This window comes from Kitasatospora sp. NPDC086009 (assembly GCF_044540385.1).
Lineage (GTDB): Bacteria > Actinomycetota > Actinomycetes > Streptomycetales > Streptomycetaceae > Kitasatospora.
Window position 1 is genome coordinate 730330 of the sequence record NZ_JBITSA010000002.1, and the last position, 16885, is coordinate 747214.

General features: G+C 74.2%; 14 protein-coding genes and 1 pseudogene. 7 read left to right on the plus strand and 8 right to left on the minus strand.

Features of this window, described 5'->3' with window-relative positions:
- Positions 1-290 precede the first annotated feature (290 nt).
- Positions 291-875 carry a SigE family RNA polymerase sigma factor gene (locus ACIF6L_RS08915; RefSeq protein WP_396486790.1) on the plus strand — a complete coding sequence of 195 codons (585 nt, stop codon included), beginning with the start codon at positions 291-293 and terminating at the stop codon, positions 873-875.
- Complete coding sequence (locus ACIF6L_RS08920) at positions 865-2118, plus strand: hypothetical protein (RefSeq protein ID WP_396486789.1); 1254 nt, start codon at positions 865-867, stop codon at positions 2116-2118. Before ACIF6L_RS08915 ends, ACIF6L_RS08920 begins: the two co-directional genes overlap by 11 nt.
- Positions 2119-2193: 75 nt before the next feature.
- Here the strand turns inward: ACIF6L_RS08920 and ACIF6L_RS08925 are convergent, their stop codons facing one another.
- The 4 genes and pseudogenes from ACIF6L_RS08925 to ACIF6L_RS08940 all read right to left on the minus strand — a co-directional run bounded on the left by ACIF6L_RS08925 (position 2194) and on the right by ACIF6L_RS08940 (position 4629).
- Positions 2194-2547, minus strand: a complete 354-nt coding sequence (locus ACIF6L_RS08925; protein WP_396486788.1) for a hypothetical protein — start codon at positions 2545-2547, stop codon at positions 2194-2196.
- A complete protein-coding gene (locus ACIF6L_RS08930) occupies positions 2544-3017 on the minus strand; it encodes a hypothetical protein (RefSeq protein WP_396486787.1) in 474 nt (157 codons plus the stop codon). The genes ACIF6L_RS08925 and ACIF6L_RS08930 overlap by 4 nt, the downstream gene beginning before the upstream one ends.
- Before the next feature lie 145 nt (positions 3018-3162).
- Positions 3163-3489, minus strand: a pseudogene (locus ACIF6L_RS08935) (CocE/NonD family hydrolase); the annotation flags it as partial.
- Positions 3490-3654: 165 nt separating this feature from the next.
- The gene (locus tag ACIF6L_RS08940) at positions 3655-4629 is read right to left on the minus strand and encodes a hydrolase (RefSeq protein WP_396486786.1); all 975 of its coding nucleotides are present in this window, start codon (positions 4627-4629) and stop codon (positions 3655-3657) included.
- Between the two features lie 280 nt (positions 4630-4909).
- Here ACIF6L_RS08940 and ACIF6L_RS08945 point away from each other — a divergent pair, with 280 nt between their 5' ends.
- A complete protein-coding gene (locus ACIF6L_RS08945; protein WP_329492064.1) occupies positions 4910-6031 on the plus strand; it encodes a HoxN/HupN/NixA family nickel/cobalt transporter in 1122 nt (373 codons plus the stop codon).
- A 357-nt stretch (positions 6032-6388) separates the two neighbouring features.
- Here ACIF6L_RS08945 and ACIF6L_RS08950 read toward each other — a convergent pair whose 3' ends face one another.
- Complete coding sequence (locus tag ACIF6L_RS08950) at positions 6389-6658, minus strand: hypothetical protein (RefSeq protein WP_329487110.1); 270 nt, start codon at positions 6656-6658, stop codon at positions 6389-6391.
- Positions 6659-6665: 7 nt separating this feature from the next.
- A complete protein-coding gene (locus ACIF6L_RS08955; protein ID WP_329487109.1) occupies positions 6666-6869 on the minus strand; it encodes a hypothetical protein in 204 nt (67 codons plus the stop codon).
- A 474-nt stretch (positions 6870-7343) separates the two neighbouring features.
- On the opposite strand from ACIF6L_RS08955, the gene ACIF6L_RS08960 reads away from it, so the two are divergent.
- Positions 7344-8330 carry a helix-turn-helix transcriptional regulator gene (locus ACIF6L_RS08960; protein WP_329487108.1) on the plus strand — a complete coding sequence of 329 codons (987 nt, stop codon included), beginning with the start codon at positions 7344-7346 and terminating at the stop codon, positions 8328-8330.
- Between the two features lie 421 nt (positions 8331-8751).
- Positions 8752-11181, plus strand: coding sequence for a lamin tail domain-containing protein (locus ACIF6L_RS08965; RefSeq protein WP_396486785.1), 2430 nt, complete (start codon positions 8752-8754; stop codon positions 11179-11181).
- A 76-nt stretch (positions 11182-11257) separates the two neighbouring features.
- Here the strand turns inward: ACIF6L_RS08965 and ACIF6L_RS08970 are convergent, their stop codons facing one another.
- A complete protein-coding gene (locus ACIF6L_RS08970; protein WP_396486784.1) occupies positions 11258-12202 on the minus strand; it encodes an SGNH/GDSL hydrolase family protein in 945 nt (314 codons plus the stop codon).
- A gap of 332 nt (positions 12203-12534) precedes the next feature.
- Between ACIF6L_RS08970 and ACIF6L_RS08975 the strand changes: the two genes are divergently transcribed.
- Positions 12535-14190, plus strand: coding sequence for an FAD-binding dehydrogenase (locus ACIF6L_RS08975; protein WP_396486783.1), 1656 nt, complete (start codon positions 12535-12537; stop codon positions 14188-14190).
- Between the two features lie 336 nt (positions 14191-14526).
- Positions 14527-16509: a protein kinase gene (locus ACIF6L_RS08980; protein ID WP_396486782.1), complete on the plus strand. Its 1983-nt coding sequence runs from the start codon at positions 14527-14529 to the stop codon at positions 16507-16509.
- 23 nt (positions 16510-16532) lie between these two features.
- Here ACIF6L_RS08980 and ACIF6L_RS08985 read toward each other — a convergent pair whose 3' ends face one another.
- Entirely contained in the window at positions 16533-16883 is a 351-nt protein-coding gene (locus ACIF6L_RS08985) for a metalloregulator ArsR/SmtB family transcription factor (RefSeq protein WP_329487104.1), read from the minus strand.
- Positions 16884-16885 lie beyond the last annotated feature (2 nt).

The window sequence follows — 16885 nt, forward strand, 5'->3', positions numbered from 1 at the left end:
CAGTGGCCTACGACCAGGGTGAGGAGTCCGCGGCGGCCGCGGCCCGGGTGGCCAGGGCGGCCGCCGAGACGCGGTCCTTGCCGCAAACCGCTCGCCCTCCCGGCGGAGGAGGAGGCACGGAGGGCCCCGGAGGCGGCGCTCGGGGCACCCCTCAGCGGTGAACCCCGGCTACCGGAAGGCGGCCCGACCGGCAGGGTGGCCGCGGAGGTCGGCGGGTCCGTGGTGTGATCATGGCGGGCGGCCCGCACACCGGTTGCCACATGACGGTAGGTCGGCGGCGTTAGAAGGGCATGGACCAAAAACCGAGTGCGGATGCCCCGGTCGACGGGGCGCCGTCCGAGTTCCCGGACTTCGTCGCCTCACGCGGGCGGCAGCTGTTGCGCACCGCCTTCCTGCTGACCGGCGGTGACGCGCACCTGGCCGAGGACCTCGTCCAGGAGGCGCTCGGCCGGATCTTCGTGAAATGGCGCAGGATAGCCAGGCTCGACAACCCGAGCGGCTACGCGCAGACCGTGCTGGTCAACACCTTCCTCTCGCACCGGCGCCGGCGCAGCAGCTCCGAGCGGGTGGTGGACACCTTCCCCGAGATCGCCGTCGACGACCCGGATCCGGCGCTGCGGCTGACGCTGCTGCGGGCGCTCGGGGAGCTGTCCGCCCCGGACCGGGCCGTGTTGGTCCTGCGGTTCTGGGAGGACCGCAGCATCGAGGAGACGGCGGCGGCACTGCGCCTGAGCAGTACGGCCGTGCGCTCCCGGAGCAGTCGGGCGCTCGCCCGGCTGCGCGACAGACTCGGCGACGACTTCGCCGCCGTCCGCCCGGGGCCGGGCGAGCCGGGCTCCACTACCGAGAAGGCGAGGGTCCGCCATGCCAGTTGACGACGAGTTCGAGGGCGGGCTCACAGACGCCCTCGGGGCCGACTTCGCCCGCGCGCTGCGCGGCGCGGCCGCCCTGGCACCGGCGCCGGCGCTGCACGCGCTCACCGCCGGGGCGGAGCGGCGCGGCCGGCGGTGGCGCAACCGGCGGCGGGCGCTGGTGGCCGGTGGCCTGGCGGTGCTGCTCCTGGCCACCGGGGGCTTCCTGGTGGGCGCCGGGGGACCGCACGCGGCCCTGCCCGCGGTGCCGGTGGCACCGATGACCTCGGAGGAGGTGACGCGGCTGGTTTCCGGGCTGCTGCCGCCGGGTTCGGTCGAGGTGATGTACGCGGGAACGCCCGGTGTGGCCGGCGGCAACGGTGACATCTACCGGACCGACGGGACGTTCCTCTTCGACGACGGCAAGGGGGCCAGCATGATCTCCTACACCGTCGACCGCACCGAGCTGGCCCCCGGGGCGGGCGCCGTCTGCATGGATCCGTTCAGCACGCCGCAGGACTCCTGCGAGCGGACCGACGGTCCCGACGGGTCGGTGCTGGTGATCGACAAGTTCCGGGACCAGACCGACCCGGCCCAACGGGAGTGGCGCGCGACCTGGGCGGCGCCGGACGGCCGCCGGATCCGGATCATCGAGCACAACGGCCAGCCCGCCGCGGCGAATCGGGAGGAACCGCCGCTGGACGCCGAGCAGTTGCGCGCGCTGGTGACCTCGCCGGCCTGGCAGCGGGTCGTCGACGCGCTGCCGGCCCGGGCCAACCCGCCGGTGCCGCCCGGCCCGTCGGCCACGCCGACCGGCGACCCGACCCCGTCGGCGGCCGACCTGCTCGCCCGGCTGGTGCCACTGCTGCCGCCGGGTACCACGCAGACCCCGGTGCCGGGCGGGGACAGTGCCAACCTCCTGGTGACCGCCGAGGAGCGGACCAGCCTACTGACGGTGCACACGGGGCCGCCCAGCGCGCGGGGGCGGGAGGACCGCGAGTTGGCGCTGTCCGGTCCGCCGACCCCGCTGGAGGTCCGCGAGATCCTGGCCGACGGGACGCTGGTGGTGGTCAACCGGTTCGGGAACGGCAAGACCGCCGTCGATCCGGTCCTGCACTGGGCGGCCGCGGTGTACTACCCGGACGGCCGCCAGGTGTCGCTCTACGAGCAGAACGGCGAGAACGGCTACACCGCCCGGCCCGGCACCCCCGCGCTGAGCCTCGACCAGCTGAAGGCGATCGTCACCGCCCCCGCCTGGCGGTCCTGACCCCCGCCCCCGCGCCGCCGCCGCACCGGGGCCGGCGGCGCGGGCCACCAGTGGTGGCCGGCCCGGCGGTGGCCCTCAGTCGGTCGCCCTGGGGTGGCCGGAGCCGGCATACGTGATCCAGGCCGTTCGAGCGGCCACGTCGACGAGGTACCAGATGCGTCCGCCGCCGGTGACTTCGTACTGCCAGCGTTCGAGTTGCTCGCCCTTGAAGTCGCCGCTTCCGAGCGCTCCCTTGAGGCGGTGCTGACGGTGGGGCTGATCGCCGGCCCGTGGGGCCGCGCGGATTCTCTCGAAGGCGCGCCGCAGATTTCCGGGAGCCTGTCGGGACAAGAGCTCCCAGCCCTCGGCCGCCTCGGAGTTGGCGAAGCGGAGATCGTACTCGCCATCGACCGGGGGCGCTGCCGCCCGGTCGCCGCGCTTCGGGCTCACTCGGTTCCCGCCGGGGTGCGGACGGGGCCGAGGTCGCCCTCCGGCTCGCGGGTGAGGAGGGCGTGCAGGGCGGGATCCGCGTAGACCTCCGCGGTGTGGCGCCACTGGGTGAGCAGGAGGGCGATCGGGGCGAGGTTGTCCAGGGCGACCGCGCCGCGCGCGATGTCGACCAGCTCGCCGAGGAGCGTGTCCACATCCTCGTCGGGAAGGAAGGTCACCCAGGGCAGGGCCTCGGGGAGGGCCGCGCGCAGGGCGGTGATGTTCTCCGTCCGCACCAGGCCGGTCAGCAGGCGTGCGGTGAAGCCGACGACGGTGGCGTCCTGCTCCAGCTGGTCGACGCGCATCAGGGCGAGGTCCCCGGCGTCCCGGCGGCGCAGTCTCAGCGCCCGGACCGCGTCGAGTCTGCTGGTGGTGGCGGCGGGCCGGTGGAGCAGCTCGCTGAAGGGCACCTCTTCGTAGGCCGCAGTCATGACATCCACAGTAGCTCGGATGTCCGCCCCGTGGGGTGGGTCACGGTGCGGTGCGGGGGATCTGCTGCTGCCACTCGCGGGTGAAGACGATGTCGCCTGCTTCGAGGGCGGTGAGCTGGGTGCGGGTGAGGAAGTGGGTGGGGGTGCACCAGGGTTCGGCGGCGAGCCGGCGCAGCAGGTCGGCGCCGTCGGTGAGGTCCTGCTCGCCGGCGCCGTCGTCGGGCCGGCCGCCGGAGTTGCCGCGGCCGCGGGCGTCGACCCGGACGGCGGCGTAGCCGTGGCCGGCGTACCAGGGGTGGCGGCGGGCGTCGTCGGCGGCCGTCCAGTCGGTGAGGCGCCCGCCGGAGTACTCCAGCACCACGGGGACGGGGTCGTCGGTCACCGGGCGCCAGAGCCGCGCGTACAACTCGGTGCCGTCGGGGAGCGGGACGCGGACGGTGCGGTAGGAGTACGAGGGCATGGCCGCTCCCATCGAGTCCCGGATCGGCGGGGCCCCGGTGGAGGGGGGCCCGCTCGGCGGGCCACGGTGCGGGGCGGGCCGGAGCCCGCCCGCGCCGCAGGCGTCAGCAGTCCGACCCTGGGGGAGGATGCCGGCACTGTCCTGGTGAGCGGGCCCCGGCGGGGCGCGACGGGGGCGTCAGGCCTTGCTGAGCCAGGCGGTGGCGTTGAGGGCGAGGGCGGCGTTGGTGCCGGCCGGGTCGTTCCAGCCGTTGAAGAGGGTGTTGCCGGACTGCCCGGTGCCGTCGTCGGCCGGGGAGCTGTCGCCCCAGATCGCGACCCGGCCGCTGCCGTAGCCGCTGGTGACGAAGAAGGCGCCGGTGGTGCCGCTGTAGCCGGTCCGGTAGAGCAGGCCCTTGACGGAGGGGTTGTCGGCGGGCTTCAGGGTGAAGGTGGTGCCGGACCGCAGGATCGAGCCGGTGACGGGGCCGAAGGCGCCGTGCAGGACGGGGTCGGCGGGGTCGTTGACGGCGCGCGGGTTGTCGGTGGAGATGTTCTTGACGTCGACGCTGAAGCCGAAGGGGTCGTTGTTGTCCACCCCGTTGTTGGTGAGCAGGTCGTTGATGACGGCGGGGGAGTCCCAGCCGTCGTTGTTGCGGTCGCTCTGGTTGTGGTCGGAGATCAGGAAGAGCCCGCCGCCGTTCTGCACGAAGCGGATCAGGGCGGCCTTCTCGGCGGCGCTGAAGCGGACGTTCGGCTCGGGCACCACGAAGGTGTCGAAGTTGGCGAGGTCGAGCGCGGCCCCGGTGCCGTAGCTGATGGTGGAGCCGGCCGGGAGGGTCTTGAGGCTGTACTGGCCGGTCTTCTGCAGGGCGACGCCCCAGGCGGAGAGCGCGCCCGTCCAGCTCTTCTCGGTGCTGGGGCTGGCGTTCTGGGCCAGCGGGTCGGGCTGGCTGGTGGAGATGATCCAGTCGGCGTTGCCGGCGGTCTCGGCCTTGGTGTTGTCGAACAGCACCCGGTGGGGGGCGGCGGCGGTGGCCGCGGTGGGGGTGGGTGCGAGGCCGGCCGCGGTGCGGGCGGTGGGGGAGGCCGAGGCGGTGGGGGCCAGGCCGGAGAGGCCGGCCGCGAGGAGGGCCGGGGCGACCAGGGCGGCAGCCGTGCTCATGCGGATCATGTGCCGTTCCTCCGTGGGGAGTTGAGGTGTCGGCGCCCGAGTATTCGCGCGTAGATCCGAGTATCCGCGTGCGGTCCGTCCGGTGAAAGCCTCCGGAGGTTACGGGTATTTGTACGGTACATGGCGATCTTTGGGAGGACCGGAGCGCTTCCGGAATGCGCTCTCCGCGCGCCGTCACGTCCCGACCGCCCCGGACCAGTACTTGCGTATGACTTGCAAGTACTTCCTCGCCGAGGGAAAGATGGCCCAGCTCCGCCCGCTCCCCCGAAAGGACGACACGATGTCCAGCCCCGCCGCAGGTGCCACCGCCGTCAGATGGCGCGACCGGCTCACCCGTGAGGAGTGGATCCGCCTGGCCGGCATGGGCGGCTTCATCCTCGCGCTGCACGTGATCGGCTGGTTCACCCTCCTCGCGGTCATCGCACCCGAGCACTACGACGTCGGCGGGCAGGTGTTCGGCGCCGGGATGGGCCTCACCGCCTACACCCTCGGCATGCGGCACGCCTTCGACGCGGACCACATCGCGGCCATCGACAACACCACCCGCAAGCTGATGGGCCAGGGCAAGCGACCGCTCTCGGTCGGCTTCTGGTTCTCGCTGGGGCACTCCTCGATCGTCTTCGGCCTCTGCGCGCTGCTCGCCTTCGGCATCCAGTCGCTGGCCGGCCAGGTCGAGTCCGACGACTCCACCCTGCACGACACGACCGGCCTGATCGGCGTCTCCGTCTCCGGGACGTTCCTGCTGCTCATCGGCCTGATCAACCTCGGCGCCTTCAACGGCATCCTCAAGGTCTTCCGCAAGATGCGCGAGGGCGAGTTCGACGAGGCCGAGCTGGAGCAGCAGCTCGACAAGCGCGGCTTCATGAACCGCATCCTGGGCCGGGTGACCAGGGCCGTCACCAAGCCCTGGCACATGTACCCGGTCGGCCTGCTGTTCGGCCTCGGCTTCGACACCGCGACCGAGGTCTCGCTGCTGGTCCTGGCGGGCGGCGCGGCCGCGTTCCAGCTGCCCTGGTACGCGCTGCTGGTGCTGCCGGTGCTGTTCGCGGCGGGGATGAGCCTGCTGGACACCATCGACGGCTCGTTCATGAACTTCGCCTACGAGTGGGCGTTCTCGAAGCCCGTCCGCAAGATCTACTACAACCTGACCGTCACCGGTCTCTCCGTCCTGGTCGCGCTGGTCATCGGCTCGATCGAGCTGATCGGGCTGCTCGGCGAGAAGCTGGACATCACCAGCGGGCCGGTCGCCTGGATCGGTGAGCTGGACCTCAACTTCGTCGGCTACGCCATCGTCGGCCTCTTCGTGCTCACCTGGGCGGCGGCGATCGCCTACTGGAAGCTCGGCCGGGTCGAGGAGAAGTGGTCGGCGGGCCTGGCGAGCGCGGCGGAGAAGGCCGAGTAGCGGCGGGGCTCCACGGGTGGGCGGGCGGCGCCGGCCGCCCGGAGCGCGCGAACGGCGGGCCGGTCCGGGGTTCTCCCCCGGACCGGCCCGCCGTTTCGTCGTTCGGTCCGTCCGTCCGTCTGTCTGTCCGGCTGTGTCCGTCCGCATCGTCCCGGCTCCGCTCGGAGCCCGCCCGGAGCCTGCCCGGCGCTCGCTCGCAGCCCGCCCGGACCGGCCGGCCGACCCGCCCCGGGGGACGGAGCGCGGGTGCCGGGCACCCGGGCGGAGCGGCGAGCGCTCGAAATCGGCCAAATTTCCGAGGGATGGGGATCGGTGGAAACCCCTACGGAAGGCCGGAAAGCGGCGCCGGCGGTGCCGTCAGGGCATCGCGGGCGCGAAGCGGCCGGTCGGGCCGGCCGCCAGGGTGCGGTCGAGCAGGGACAGCGCCCGCAGCTCGGCCACGCCCTGGTCCGGCGCGCGGACGTACAGCACCAGTCCCACACCCCCCGGGACGGCGCAGGCGCGCACGTGCTCCAGACCGTCGCCCGGCCCCGCGCACCCCCACACAGCTGCCTGGACGTCGGCGGCCCCCGCCTCGCCCGTCGGCGCGGCGGAGACGTCCAGGAGGGTCAGGTGGACGGGGAACACCGAAGGGTCAGTCCCAGCCGATGCCCGGGTTCCCGGTGGGGGTGGTGTCCCAGCCGATCGCCGCGGGCAGCGGGTGGTCCCAGCCGATGCCGGTGTCGGCGGCCACGCCGGCGGTGACGGCGGCCGGCTGGGCGGCGAAGGCGGGCGCGGAGACGCCGGCGAGGGAGAGTGCGAGGGCGGCGGCGGCGAGCAGCCGGACGGTCTTGGGCACGGCGGTTCCTGTTCTGGGCACAGTGGTTCAGGGCGCGAAGGGGCAGAGCGCGGGGGAGGTGTGCGAGCGCGGGGCGTTGGAGCGCGGGGGAGGGTGCACGCACGGGGAATCCTCCCCGGTGGCGGCCCCCGGGCGGGAGGGGCGGCGGCGGGCAGCAACAGGCCAGGCAGCAAGCTGCAACCTCCTGGCGAAATCCCCGCGGATGCGCCCACCGGCCGGCCCGCCCCCGTCGGCCGGTCCGCCGGCGGGGCCGTGGGCGCGGTGGCGGTGCCGCTCGCCAGGGCCGCTGCCGGTGCCCCTCGGGCGACACCCCCGGTACCGTTCCGGCGGGGCTGTCGGCGTGGTTCCCCGCCGGGGACCGGCGTACACCCGAGTCGCTTGACCGGATCATGCCTTGTGAGGCCGGTGCCACGGCGCAAGGATCGAGCCGCAGATCGCCCGATAATCCCATTGCGACGAGCAGGGGTCATTGAAGTGCTGGAACTGCTGGGCCTCGACACCACCGCGGAGGCCGTCTACCGCGAGATGCTGGCCGACCCCGAGGGTGGCGTGGTCGAGCTGTGCCAGCGGCTCCGGCTGCCCGAACGCGCCGTCCGGGAGGCACTCGACCGGCTCGCCGACCTCACCCTGCTGCGCGCCTCGCGGGACCGCCCCGGGGCGTTCTGGCCGGTCAGCCCGGAACGCGGACTGGAGCTCCTGCTGCGCCGTCAGGAGGAGGACCTCGCCCGGCGCCAGCAGGAGCTGGCCGTCTCCAAGGCGGCCGTGGCGCGGGCGGTGGCCGAGTACGCGACGCTGCGCGCCAGCACCCTGGTGGACGGCGGCGAGCGGCTGGTCGGCCTGGACGCCATCCAGGCCAAGCTGGAGGTGCTGACGGCCCGGCTGACCTCCGAGTGCCTCGCGGTGATGCCCGGCGGCGCGCAGTCCGCGGCCAGCCTGGCCGCCTCCCGGCCGCTGGACGAGGACGCCCTGGTGCGCGGGGTGAGCCTGCGCACCATCTACCAGGACAGCGTCCGCAACGACCCGGAGACCCTCGGGTACGCGCAGTGGATGACCGGTCTCGGCGGGCGGGTGCGCACCGCGCCGGTGCTGCCGCCCCGGATGCTGGTCTTCGACCGCTCCACCGCCGTGGTGCCGATCGACCCGGAGAACACCCGGCTCGGCGCCCTGTGCACCGAGGAGCCGGGCATCGTCGCCTCGCTGGTCGCGCTCTTCGAGCAGACCTGGGAGACGGCCGTCCCGCTCGGCACCCACCGGGCCGAGGATGCCGGCACGGGCCTGAGCGCCGGTGAGCGGGAGCTGCTGCGGCTGCTCTCCACGGGGCTCACCGACGACGCGGCGGCCAAGCGGCTCGGGGTCTCGGTGCGGACGGTGCGCCGGCAGATGGCCGCGCTGATGGAGCGGCTGGACGCGGGCAGCCGGTTCGAGGCGGGCCTGAAGGCCGCTCAGCGCGGCTGGCTCTAGCGGCGGTCGCGGTCGCGGCGGTCGGCCCCACCGTGACGGGCTGCCGGGGTGGCCCGTCGGCCCGGGCGGCCCGGTGGTGGCGGGAGCGGCATCCCCTCGGCCCCGGGAGTGACCGTCAGGGCGGCGGCGGGACCCCGCCGGGCGCCCAACCTGTCGCGCGCGTCACAGCTTCGGGTGTGATCTCGCCGACGGTCTCGATTGTTCACCGCCGAGGTCTTGTCGCGTCATTTTCTACGCGCGTATCTTAAGGCGCTGCGGGGGGCCGTCCAGGATCCCCGGGCCCGCGCCTCTACGCGGGTAGCGCACTCGCGCCCGTCTGACCCACCCTCACGTCCCGGCAGCCCCACGACTGCCGGGCCACTCGTGCCACCCCCGTTGCCGTGCCGCTGCGCGCCACGACGAACCAAGGAGTCCCGTCCAGGTGACCACCTCCCCCGCTTCCCGCCCGCGGTCGCGCCGCACCCTGCTCCGCGCGACCCTCCTTCCGGCCGGCCTGGCCGTCTCGCTGGTGCTCGTCCCGCTGCCGGCCGCGGTGGCCGCGCCCTCGGCCGACGCGGTGATCGCCGAGGTGTACGGCGGCGGTGGCAACTCGGGTGCCACGCTGAAGAACGACTTCATCGAGCTGGCCAACAAGGGCGGCGCCGCCTTCGGCCTGGACGGCTGGAGCGTGCAGTACATATCCGGCACGCCCGGCGCGAACTCCCAGTGGGGCGTCACCCCGCTGACCGGTGCGATCGCCCCCGGCACCCGCTACCTGGTCGCCGAGGCGGCCGGCGCGGCCGGCACGGTCGACCTGCCCACCCCGGACGCGGCCGGCTCGCTGGCCCTGTCGGGCACCAGCGGCACCGTCGCGCTGGTCCGCGGCACCGACCCGCTGACCTGCAGGACCGCCGCCGACTGCGCCGCCGACCCGCGCGTGCGGGACCTGGTCGGCTTCGGCGCCGCCGTCGTCCACGAGGGCGCGGCCGCCGCCGCCGGCGCCTCCAACACCGCCTCGGTGGCCCGCAAGGCGGGCCTCGCGGACACCGACGACAACGCGGCGGACCTCGCCGCCGGCGCCCCGAGCCCGACCAACAGCAAGGGCGAGGTCGCCGAGGGCTCCACCCCGACCGGTCCGACCGAGCCGGGCACCGTCCGGATCCACGACATCCAGGGCACCACCCGGCTGTCGAGCCGGACCGGCAAGACGGTCGCGGGCGTGCCCGGCATCGTCACCGGCGTGCGCGGCTACGGCTCCAAGGGCTTCTGGATCCAGGACCCGAACCCGGACGCCGACCCGGCCACCAGCGAGGGCGTCTTCGTCTACACCGGCAGCGCCAACCCGACCGTCAAGGTCGGCGACTCGGTGCTGGTCACCGGCAAGGTGACGGAGTACTACCCGAACTTCAACGGCGGCTCGCAGTCGCTCACCCAGCTCAGCGGCCCGGCCGTCACCGTGCTCTCCTCGGGCAACCCGCTGCCGGCCGCGGTCGAGGTCGACACCCGCAACATCCCCGGCACCTACACCCCGCAGGCCCCGGCCGGCGGCACCGTCGAGTCCCTGCCGCTCCAGCCGGAGAAGTACACCCTGGACTTCTACGAGTCGCTGGAGGGCATGCGCGTCCAGGTCAAGGACGTCCGGGTGATCCAGGCGACCGACAAGTACAACGAGCTCTGGGTCGCGGCCGACAAGCAGGACCAGAAGAGCCGGCGCGGCGGCGTGCTGTACGAGTCGTACGAGGAGCCGAACGTCGGCCGCCTGATGGTGCAGCAGCAGGCGCCGGCCGCCCAGCAGCCGTTCCCGGTCGCCAACGTCGGCGACGTGCTGACCGGCACCACCGACGGCCCGCTGGACTACAACGGCTTCGGCGGTTACACCCTGGTCGCCGGTGCCCTCGGCGCGCTCCAGGACAACCACCTGGCCCGCGAGGTGACCGCGCAGCCGGCCGACCGCGAGCTGACCATCGCCACCTACAACGTGGAGAACCTGGCGCCCGGCAACCCGGACGCCAAGTTCGCCGAGCTGGCGCAGGCCGTGGTCACCAACCTGCGCTCGCCCGACGTCCTCGCCCTGGAGGAGATCCAGGACAACAACGGCGCCAAGAGCGACGGCACGGTGGACGCGAGCCAGACCGTCGCCAAGTTCGTCGCCGCCATCAAGGCGGCCGGCGGTCCGGCGTACGACTGGCGCTCGATCGACCCGGAGGACGGCAAGGACGGCGGCGAGCCCGGCGGCAACATCCGCCAGGTCTTCCTCTTCAACCCGCAGCGGGTCTCCTTCACCGACATCGCCGGCGGCAGCGCCACCGCCGCGGTGGACGTGGCCGGCACCGGCGCGGCCACCGCGCTGACCGCCTCGCCCGGCCGGATCGCTCCGGCCGACGAGGCCTGGGTGAACAGCCGCAAGCCGCTGGTGGGCCAGTTCTCCTTCCGCGGCAAGAAGGTCTTCGTCATCGCCAACCACTTCAACAGCAAGGGCGGCGACCAGGGCATCGACAGCCGCTTCCAGGCCCCGGCCCGCAGCTCCGAGGTGCAGCGCCTCAAGCAGGCCACGGTCGAGCAGGCCTTCGTCGCCAAGCTGCTGGCCGCCGACAAGGAGGCCAAGGTGGTCTCGCTCGGTGACTTCAACGACTACCAGTTCTCGCCCGCGCTGGCCGCGCTGACCAAGGACGGCGTGCTGCGCGACCTGGTGAACGAGCTGCCGGAGAAGGAGCAGTACTCCTACGTCTACCAGGGCAACTCGCAGGTGCTGGACCACGTCCTGGTCAGCCCCGAGGTCGGGTACGCCAAGTACGACGTGGTGCACATCAACAGCGAGTTCGCCGTCCAGGCGAGCGACCACGACCCGCAGGTGGTCCGCATCAAGCCGTAGGGCCCGCGGCACGACCGAGGGGGCGGTGACCGGAGTCCGGTCACCGCCCCCTCGGGGTTCCCGCCCGCGCCCGCGGCTACTTCAGGGCGGCGAGCACGGCGTCCGCCATCACCTTCTCGCCGGTGGCGTTGGGGTGGAACGGGACGGCCGGGGAGCCCGGCAGCGCGCCCTCGATCCAGCGGTCGTCCGAGCAGACGTCGTGGCCGACGGTCGGGGTGGCGGTGTCCACGTAGGTGGCGCCGCCCGCGGCCGCGGTGGACCTGAGCATGGCGTTCAACCGGCCGAGCACGCCGTACATGTACTCGACGTCCCCCGCCGTGACGGGCTGGCGCAGGAAGCACGCGGAGCCGTCGGCCGGCAGCACGGACGGGTAGCCCACCAGCAGGACCCTGGCGCCGGGGGCCTTGGCGTGGATGCGCTTCAGGGAGTCGGCGATCTGCGGCCGGGCGGCGGCGATCCGGTCGGCCAGGTCGTCGTTGCCGTACTGCCAGGACCAGCTGGACCAGTCCCAGTAGCCGTGGTGGAAGACGTCCTTGCAGGGCGTGCCCAGCGGGTTGACCGCCGCGCCGGCGATGCAGACCCCGACCAGTTCGCCGAGCCCGAGGTCGGTGGCGCCGAGGTCGTTGCCGCCGATGCCGAGGGTCACCAGGTCGGTGTCGGCGGTGACGGCGTCCAACTGCGGGTCGTTGACCCGGATGAACGCGTCGTACTGGGGCTGCGTCATCGCCTTCACCTTGGCGGCGGCGCAGGTGACGTCGGTGTAGGCGGTGGCCTTGAGGGCGGCCGCCACCAGGTGGCCGTAGTTGCGGTCGGAGCGCAGGCACAGGCCGGCCGACTGGCCGGGCACCCCGGCGCCGGCGGCGTAGGAGTCGCCGAGGGCGACGTAGTGGCGGGGGGCGGGCGTGGCGGCCTGCGCGCTGGTGGAGGTCAGGGCGAGGGCCGCGCCCAGTGCGGCGGCGGCGAGCAGGGCGGGCTTCCGGGAAGTCCGGGTCGTACGGCGTTTCCGGGCAGGGCTGAGCACGGGTTCCTCCTGGGGGAGAGAGAACGAGTGGGGGGTCGCGCCAGCCGGGCCACAGCTTTACTACTGACAGGTAAGTTACCGCCAGGTTTCGAATGCGTCCATGCCCGGCGCGGAAATTCCCGAAAACCCGTCAGAAGCATTTCGGAATAACGCTCCACCGTGTATCGGAGGTATTTCCGAAACGCCCCGGAGCGGAATTGCGGCCGCAGCTTGTTACTCACCGGTTGACGCGCCCCGCCGCAGGCCGCAGTATCGGGCGCACGCCGCACCGCCCGAACGCCGCACCGCAGGACCACCGGCCGCACCGCCGGACCACTGATGGAGGAGAGCGCATGGCCCTGGACGCCGATGTCATCGTCATCGGAGCCGGTCTCGCGGGCCTCGCCGCGACCGCCGAACTCGCCGACGCCGGACGGCGGGTGATCCTGCTCGACCAGGAGCCCGCGGCCTCCTTCGGCGGGCAGGCGCACTGGTCCTTCGGCGGTCTCTTCCTGGTCGACTCGCCCGAGCAGCGCCGGATGCGGATCCGCGACTCGCACGCGCTCGCCCTCCAGGACTGGCAGGGCACCGCCGGCTTCGACCGCGCCGAGGACGCCTGGCCGCGCCGCTGGGCCGAGGCCTACGTCGACTTCGCGGCGGGGGAGAAGCGGGCCTGGCTGCGCGCCCAGGGCGTGCGGTTCTTCCCGGTCGTCGGCTGGGCCGAGCGCGGCGGGCTGCTGGCCGACGGACCCGGCAACTCCGTCCCCCGCTTCCACATCACCTGGGGCACCGGGCCCGGCCTGCTCGAACCCTTCGTCCGCCGGGTCCGGGCCGCCGCCGAACGCGGCCTGGTCGACCTGCGGTTCCGCCACCGCGTCACCGGCCTCTCCGCGCACGCCGGGGTCACCGACACCGTCGCCGGCGAGGTGCTGGTGCCCAGCAACGCGGCGCGCGGCGAAGCCAGTTCGCGCGAGGTCGCCGGCCATTTCGAACTCCGCGCGCAGGCCGTGATCGTCACCTCCGGCGGCATCGGCGGCAACCACGACCTGGTCCGCAAGGCCTGGCCCGCCCGGCTCGGCACCCCGCCCGAGCGGATGCTCTCCGGCGTCCCCGCCCACGTCGACGGCCTGATGCTCGGCATCACCGGCGAGGCGGGCGGCAACCTGATCAACGGCGACCGGATGTGGCACTACACCGAGGGCATCGAGAACTGGGACCCGATCTGGGCCCGGCACGGCATCCGCATCCTGCCCGGCCCGTCCTCGCTCTGGCTGGACGCCCGCGGCCGCCGGCTGCCCGTCCCGCTCTTCCCCGGCTTCGACACCCTCGGCACCCTCGAACACCTCCGGACCACCGGGCACGACCACACCTGGTTCGTGCTCAGCCAGAAGATCATCGAGAAGGAGTTCACCCTCTCCGGCTCCGAGCAGAACCCCGACCTCACCGGCCGCTCGGTGCGCGGCGTGCTCGGCCGCGCGCTGCCCGGCGCCCCCGGCCCGGTCCGCGCCCATCTGCGGCACGGACCCGACTTCGTGGTCGCCGGCAACCTGGCGGACCTCGCCCGCGGCATGAACGCCCGCACGCGCGAGGCGCTGATCGACCCGGACGAGCTGCGCCGCACCGTCGAGGCCCGGGACCAGCAGCTCGCCAACCCGTTCGCCAAGGACCTCCAGGTCACCGCCATCCACGGCGCCCGCCGCTACCTGGGCGACAAGCTGATCCGCACGGCCGCTCCGCACCGCATCCTCGACCCGGCGGCCGCCCCGCTGATCGCCGTCCGGCTGAGCATCCTGACCCGCAAGTCGCTCGGCGGGCTGGAGACCGACCTCTCCGCCCGGGTGCTGCGGCCCGGCGGCGAGGTGCTGGAGGGCGTGTACGCGGCCGGCGAGGCCGCCGGCTTCGGCGGCGGCGGGGTGCACGGCTACCGGTCGCTGGAGGGGACCTTCCTCGGGGGCTGCCTCTTCTCCGGCCGCACGGCGGGCCGGGCGGCGGCGGCCGCGACGGCGTAACGGGCGGAAGCGGGTCCGTCGCACCCCAACGTGCCAGGACCGCCGTCGAGTTGGCCCGGGAGCGCGCTGCGGCCGGCGTGGATCCGGGCTGCGCCGGTCGGTCCCGGGTGCCCGCACCCACGCGCCCGTCACCGGCCGTTCGACGGCCGTTCGGCGGCCACCACCCGGCCCCGGGCGGGGCCGTGCCGACCCTGCCCGGTAGCGTCTGATGCTCGCCGCGGCCCGAACGGCCGGGTCCGACCGGTACCGGTGGCGCGGCGGGCGGGGGAGAGTGGTGGCAGCACAGGCCGTGTTGGTGACGACCCGTTGGGGCGGGGCACTGCGAAGGGGCGGGGCATGAATGGTCGGGGGACCGTACTCGGAGGTCGGTACGCGCTGACCGAGTGGATCGGTGGCGGCGGCATGGGCGCCGTCTGGCGCGCCGACGACCGGGTGCTGGAGCGGCAGGTCGCCGTCAAGGTCCTGCACGCGGGACTGCTGGAGGAGGGGACGTTCGCGTCGCGGTTCCGGCGCGAGGCCCAACTGCTCGCGGCGATCAGCCACCCGGGCATCGTGGAGGTCCACGACTACGGGGAGCAGGGCGGCGACGCCGGCCACGGCGCCGAGGGCGAGCGGATCGCCTACATCGTGATGGAGCTCGTCGAGGGGCGGCCGCTGGACAAGGCCCTCGCCGAGGACGGCCCGATGCCGCCCGAGCGGGCGCTGAGCCTGCTCGCCAGGGCGCTCGACGCGCTGCACGCCGCCCACCAGCAGGAGATCGTGCACCGGGACGTCAAGCCGTCCAACCTGATGCTGGGGGACGACGGCCGGGTGACGGTGACGGACTTCGGCATCGCGCGGGCGCTGGTGAGCACCACGCTCACGGCGACCAACGTGGTGGTCGGCACCGCCCTGTACATGGCCCCGGAGCAGGCCGGCGGCGGCGGTGTCACGCCGGCCTCGGACCTCTACTCGCTCGGTGTGGTCTGCTACGAACTGCTGACCGGCACGCCGCCGTTCACCGGCGAGAGCGTGGTCGAGGTGGCGCTCAAGCACGTCCAGCAGCCGGCGCCGGAGCTGCCCGGTGAGTTCGCGCCGGCCGTGCGGGAGTTCGTCGCCCGGGCGCTGGCCAAGCAGCCGGGGGAGCGGTTCGCCGACGCCGCCGCGATGGCGGCCGCGGCACGGGAGGCGGTCGGCGACAGGTCGGCGCCGGTCGCCGCGGTGGTGCGCCCGGTCCCACCCGCCGTGCCCGGGACCCCGGTGGCCGGCGCCCCGGCGGCCGAGGTCGCCCGGGTGGCACGCCGGACCGGCGCCGAGCCCGGTGCGGGCCGGCGGTGGCGCCGCCTCCTGGTGCCCGTCATCATTCCGGTGGTCATCACCGGTGGCGCGGCCACGGTCGTGCTGGTGGAGCGGGGCCCGTTCCACACGCAGACGCAGACGCAACAGCCCGGTGCGCAGCCGGCGGTGTCGGTGTCCGCCGGCCCGCTCACCGACAGCCCGGCGGCGACCGCCTCGCCGACCGGGGAGCTCCCGGCCACGCCGGCGCCGGGAGCGGAGCCCACGCCGGGCGCTCCACCGGCCGCGGAGCCCGAGGCCGGCGGAGCGCCCGTGCCGCCCGCCGGCGGCGCGCCGGAGGTCCCGGCACCGGGCGCGGCACCGAAGCCGGGCGGCGGCACGGGGTCGGGCGGTACGGGGTCGGCCGGCGGGTCCTCCGGTGGGTCGGGCGGCACCTCGCCGAAGACGGGCGGCAGCGGCAGCGGTGGGGGCGGTGGGGCGGCTCCCGCGCCGAACCAGCCCGCGCCGCAGGCCCCCGCACCCCAACAGCCCGCCCCGTCGGCGCCCGCGCCGAACCAGCCGGCACCCAGCCCCGAGGCTCCCAAGCCGCCGGAGTCCAAGCCGTCGGCGCCGACCGTGCCCGCGGGGTGTGGCGGCAGCCGGTGGGGCGACATCGTCAACGTGGCCGACGGCCAGAAGCTCGGCCTGGCCGCCGCCGGCCCGTCGCCGGGCGGCGCCGTCGTGGTGGGCGGGACGACCGCCTACGGCTGGGTGCGCTCGGACCCGAACCCGGGCGGCTGGTACGAGATCCACGCGTGCGGCCTGAGCGGGCCGGCCCTCGTCCAGGACACCGACTTCTCGAACACGTCGAGTCAGAAGGTGCTGCTCTCACCGGGGTTCAGCTTCATGGCCAACTGGTCGGTGGTCGGCGCGGGCGCCCAGGGCGTCTACTACCTCAAGGACTACATGGGGTCGACCTGCCTGACCGACAACGGCGCGGGCAGGCAGGCCACCATGACGGCCTGCACGCCGGGCAATGCCTACCAGCAGTGGCGGATGCCCTGAGCCGCGGGACTCCGGAGTGAGCCCTACCGGTCGTCGGTGACGCCGAGGCGCAGGTGGTCGACGTGGTAGACGGCGTGGTCGAGGAGTGCGGCGACGTGGTCGTCGTGGAGGGAGTAGACCACCGAGCGGCCGCGGCGCTCGCCGACGACCAGGCCGAGGTTGCGCAGCAGGCGGAGCTGGTGGGAGCAGGCGGACTGCTCCATGCCGACGGCGTCGGCGAGTTCGGTGGCGGCCCGCGGGCCCTCCCGCAGCTGGGCGAGTATCAGCAGGCGGGAGGGGGTGGCCAGGGCCTGGAGGGTGTTCGCCACCTTGGCCGCGTTCGACGCGTCCAGGCGCATCTGCGGCACGGCGTTCTCGGCGGCTGCGTGTCCCATGG

Coding starts and splice junctions, on each gene's coding strand:
- ACIF6L_RS08930 (WP_396486787.1), bottom strand. CDS start 3,017: ATGACTGCGGCCTACGAAGAGGTGCCCTTCAGCGAGCTGCTCCACCGG.
- ACIF6L_RS08975 (WP_396486783.1), top strand. CDS start 12,535: ATGGCCCTGGACGCCGATGTCATCGTCATCGGAGCCGGTCTCGCGGGC.
- ACIF6L_RS08940 (WP_396486786.1), bottom strand. CDS start 4,629: ATGATCCGCATGAGCACGGCTGCCGCCCTGGTCGCCCCGGCCCTCCTC.
- ACIF6L_RS08985 (WP_329487104.1), bottom strand. CDS start 16,883: ATGGGACACGCAGCCGCCGAGAACGCCGTGCCGCAGATGCGCCTGGAC.
- ACIF6L_RS08980 (WP_396486782.1), top strand. CDS start 14,527: ATGAATGGTCGGGGGACCGTACTCGGAGGTCGGTACGCGCTGACCGAG.
- ACIF6L_RS08945 (WP_329492064.1), top strand. CDS start 4,910: ATGTCCAGCCCCGCCGCAGGTGCCACCGCCGTCAGATGGCGCGACCGG.
- ACIF6L_RS08915 (WP_396486790.1), top strand. CDS start 291: ATGGACCAAAAACCGAGTGCGGATGCCCCGGTCGACGGGGCGCCGTCC.
- ACIF6L_RS08920 (WP_396486789.1), top strand. CDS start 865: ATGCCAGTTGACGACGAGTTCGAGGGCGGGCTCACAGACGCCCTCGGG.